The sequence below is a fragment of the Citrobacter sp. Colony219 genome (genome assembly GCF_019382635.1).
GTDB classification, from domain to species: Bacteria; Pseudomonadota; Gammaproteobacteria; order Enterobacterales; family Enterobacteriaceae; genus Citrobacter; species Citrobacter youngae.
Genome location: NZ_CP080033.1, coordinates 2138722 through 2142083, shown reverse-complemented (window position 1 = coordinate 2142083; position 3362 = coordinate 2138722). Strand labels below are relative to the sequence as shown.

The following is a 3362-nucleotide window of genomic DNA, read 5'->3' as shown; positions in this document are numbered from 1 at the left end:
GCATAGTTTGGCGAAGCAGCAACAATACAATCAACTGATTTGAGAAAATGGTTCATTAGTGGCGAATATAGCCGAGAAAAAAACTTCTGTTTGACAATATCAGAATGATAACTGACAATTGTTGGTTTATTGATTCGACATAAAAAATGCAGCATATCCATAAAGGGAAATGGATAATGGTAATGGATGATGTCTGCTTGCTTTGCTAATTCTTTAAATTTTTTAATGCAAGATAGAGAGAATGGTGTTGAGGCTATTTCAAAATTAGTTTTTGCGTAGAAGACACGCTGCTTACCAATTTTTTGATTATCAATATCCCCGCGTTTACTTAGAGAAAGTACGGTTGATTCAACATCATATTCAGCCCCAGACTCACTTAGCTGGTAGATAACTTGCTCGATGCCACCAAAAGTATCTGGATAGTATGTCTTATAAAAATGCAGTACTTTCAACATTAATCTTACTTCACCTGTTTATATGCAGCAACCGTTTCAGTTGCACATCGTTTCCATGAAAATTGGTTAACATGTGATAATCCACTTTTAGTGGCATTATCCTGCCATTCCGTATCAGTAAGACTCTTCATAATTAAAGACGTAAGTGTCTCAACATCCATAGCATCACACATTAAAGCGCTGCTACCTGCAACCTCAGGAAGTGAAGAGCTGTTTGAACAAACAACCGGAGTCCCAGATGCCATTGCCTCCAATACTGGTAGCCCAAATCCCTCATAGACTGATGGAAATAAAAAACTAACAGCGCCTGCATAGAGTGCAGGTAAATCGCTTGACGGTGTAAATCCCAGGTAGCGCAGCCACCCTTCTCGTTTACCTTGTTCAAATCGACGATGTAAAGTATCACTGTTCCAGCCTTTGAATCCGCTAATAACGAGAGGAGTCTGCTTTCTCAGTGACAGTGGCAGGCGTTCGTAGGCATCAAGCAAAGTCGCAATATTCTTTCTCGGCTCAATCGAGCCAGTAAATAGGGAATATTTTTTAAAGGTAAGTTCGTATTTTCCGAGAACAGGAGTTATATCTTCTTCACGGCGGGGCTTAAATTCACCACTACATGCTAACTTTGCAGTAAACACCCTACTTTCAGAAATATTAAAATAATTAATCAGTTCCAATCTGGTAAAATCAGAGTCTGTAATAAATACTGATGCTCGCTTTACCGTTTGTAAAAGCTCTTTACGCATATACCTAACTCTCTCAGGAGGATGGCATTGCGGTAAAGTAAAAACAGAAAGATCATGAAACGTGACAACACAGCGCTCTACCTTCGGTGGCAGATAAAAATTCGGTCCATGATAAATCGCATCCTTATGATTTCTCAAGACATTAGTCTTCAACCACGGAGCTGTGAGCCTATATACTTCCGAAGCCAGTCGACTCTTTTTTATTAAACTTTTAAGCCCCTCTGTTGAAGAGCTATTTTCTTTAGCCACGGGCATTTGCTGAGTAAGTCGATGCCCATTTAAAAAAAGTAATTCGGATATTTCTGGATCATCAGATAAACATTTAGCCAACTCAAATGCATAGCGACCGATACCTGTTAATGGGTATTTTATTGCATCAGTTCCAAATATGACTTTCATTACTCGTTTTCCAACATCCAGCGCAGAGTATCTTCGAGTGGTGGGACATTCCAATCTGGAATAAATGATTGTAATTTAGATGGATCCCCACTAAGTGTCTTAACTTCATTTGCCCGGACAAATTCTGGATTAATCTGGATGGTCAGATGGTGTCCGGTTATTTTTTCACAAAGTTCAATAACTTTTCTCAGTGAATATGTGCGGCCAGAGCAGATGTTAATAACTTCACCAACTGGTTTCGCCTGTAATAACTTGACATAAGCATGGCTTAATGCACGAACATCTGTAAAATCACGCCAAACATCAATGTTTCCTAACTCGATCGTCGGTGATTTTGATTTAAAGTGTTTAACTATCTTTGGCAGAAGGAAGTTTTCCGCCTGACCAACACCTGTATAGTTAAATGGTCTCGTAATGAATACGGGTAGTTTATCCATCCACAATCGAGACATATATTCCATGGCCAACTTGCTGACGGCATAATCGTTCGCTGGATTTGCTGTCGCAGATTCATTCAGTTGCCCTGCGGTACCATTTCCATAAATGTTTGCACTACTGGCGAGAAGCACACCATCCAGGATGGTGCTGCAGGTACTCAAAGCCTGCAATAAATTGCGCGTTCCAAGTAAATTGACGTTGTAGAAAGCATCTGCATCACCATGCCCAACATAAGCGATAGCGGCCAAATGTATAACAACGTTTGGTTGTATGAGCTGAATAACCTCCCGCAATCTCGCAGTATCCATTAGATCAACCTGGTAATAATCAGGCCCATCAAAAGGCATTGCGCCAATACCAAATACCCGATATCCGGCAGCGGATAATTCCGCTGCCACATAGCGGCCGGTAAAACCATTAATCCCTGTCACCAGAGCATGTTTGCCGGCGCCGAACATCAGAATGAAAACCCTTGCTGGTTACGACGTAAATCAGCCTCAACCATCAACTGGCACAACTGCTCCAGCGAGGTTTTTGGTTCCCACCCCAGAATTTCTTTGGCACGAGCTGGATTACCGATTAGTAGATCGACTTCAGCAGGACGGAAGAATTTTGGATTTACACGAACCAACGTCTTCCCAGTTGCTGTGTCAATACCCACTTCTTCCTCGTCCTTACCCTCAAAACGCAGTGTAAATCCAGCAGCTTTGAAAGCCATGCTGACGAAGTCGCGCACAGTCTCTGTACGGTTAGTTGCCAGTACGAAGGTATCTGGTTTTTCTGCCTGCAGAATACGCCACATCCCTTCTACATACTCTTTGGCATAACCCCAGTCACGCTTGGCGTCCATGTTACCGAGTTCAAGAACGTCAAGTTTTCCAAGCTTAATTTTTGCAACAGAATCAGTGATTTTACGCGTTACAAATTCCTGACCACGTAATGGTGATTCGTGGTTAAACAGAATTCCACTTGATGCAAAAATATTATAGCTCTCACGGTAGTTCACGGTCATCCAGTGAGCATACAGTTTAGCTACGCCATATGGGCTGCGCGGATAGAACGGAGTATCTTCTTTCTGCGGAACGGCCTGGACCAGACCAAACATTTCTGACGTTGATGCCTGGTAAAAGCGAATTTTAGGATTAACAATACGAATAGCTTCCAGAAGATTTACAGGGCCGAGACCGGTGATTTCTGCTGTAGTAATCGGTTGTTCGAAAGATACACCGACGAAGCTCTGCGCAGCTAAGTTATAAACCTCAGTAGCTTCAGTTTGCTGCAGCAAGCGGATACTAGCAGACAGGTCAGTCAGATCGTATTCAACCAA

Annotated in this window: 4 protein-coding genes; all 4 read right to left on the bottom strand. The window is 42.2% G+C overall.

Going from position 1 to position 3362, the window contains the following annotated elements:
• On the bottom strand, positions 1 to 455 hold a 455-nt coding region (locus JTI85_RS09295; RefSeq protein ID WP_219352477.1), incomplete at its 3' end, for a glycosyltransferase.
• Positions 456 to 460: 5 nt separating this feature from the next.
• The gene (locus JTI85_RS09290; protein WP_137346233.1) at positions 461 to 1597 is read right to left on the bottom strand and encodes a glycosyltransferase family 1 protein; all 1137 of its coding nucleotides are present in this window, start codon (positions 1595 to 1597) and stop codon (positions 461 to 463) included.
• The gene (locus JTI85_RS09285) at positions 1597 to 2493 is read right to left on the bottom strand and encodes a GDP-mannose 4,6-dehydratase (RefSeq protein WP_116360235.1); all 897 of its coding nucleotides are present in this window, start codon (positions 2491 to 2493) and stop codon (positions 1597 to 1599) included. Before JTI85_RS09285 ends, JTI85_RS09290 begins: the two co-directional genes overlap by 1 nt.
• Positions 2493 to 3362: GDP-mannose 4,6-dehydratase (locus JTI85_RS09280; RefSeq protein ID WP_219352475.1), on the bottom strand; the 870-nt coding region annotated here is incomplete at its 5' end. The genes JTI85_RS09280 and JTI85_RS09285, both read right to left, overlap by 1 nt.

Coding starts and splice junctions, on each gene's coding strand:
- JTI85_RS09285 (WP_116360235.1), bottom strand. CDS start 2,493: ATGTTCGGCGCCGGCAAACATGCTCTGGTGACAGGGATTAATGGTTTT.
- JTI85_RS09290 (WP_137346233.1), bottom strand. CDS start 1,597: ATGAAAGTCATATTTGGAACTGATGCAATAAAATACCCATTAACAGGT.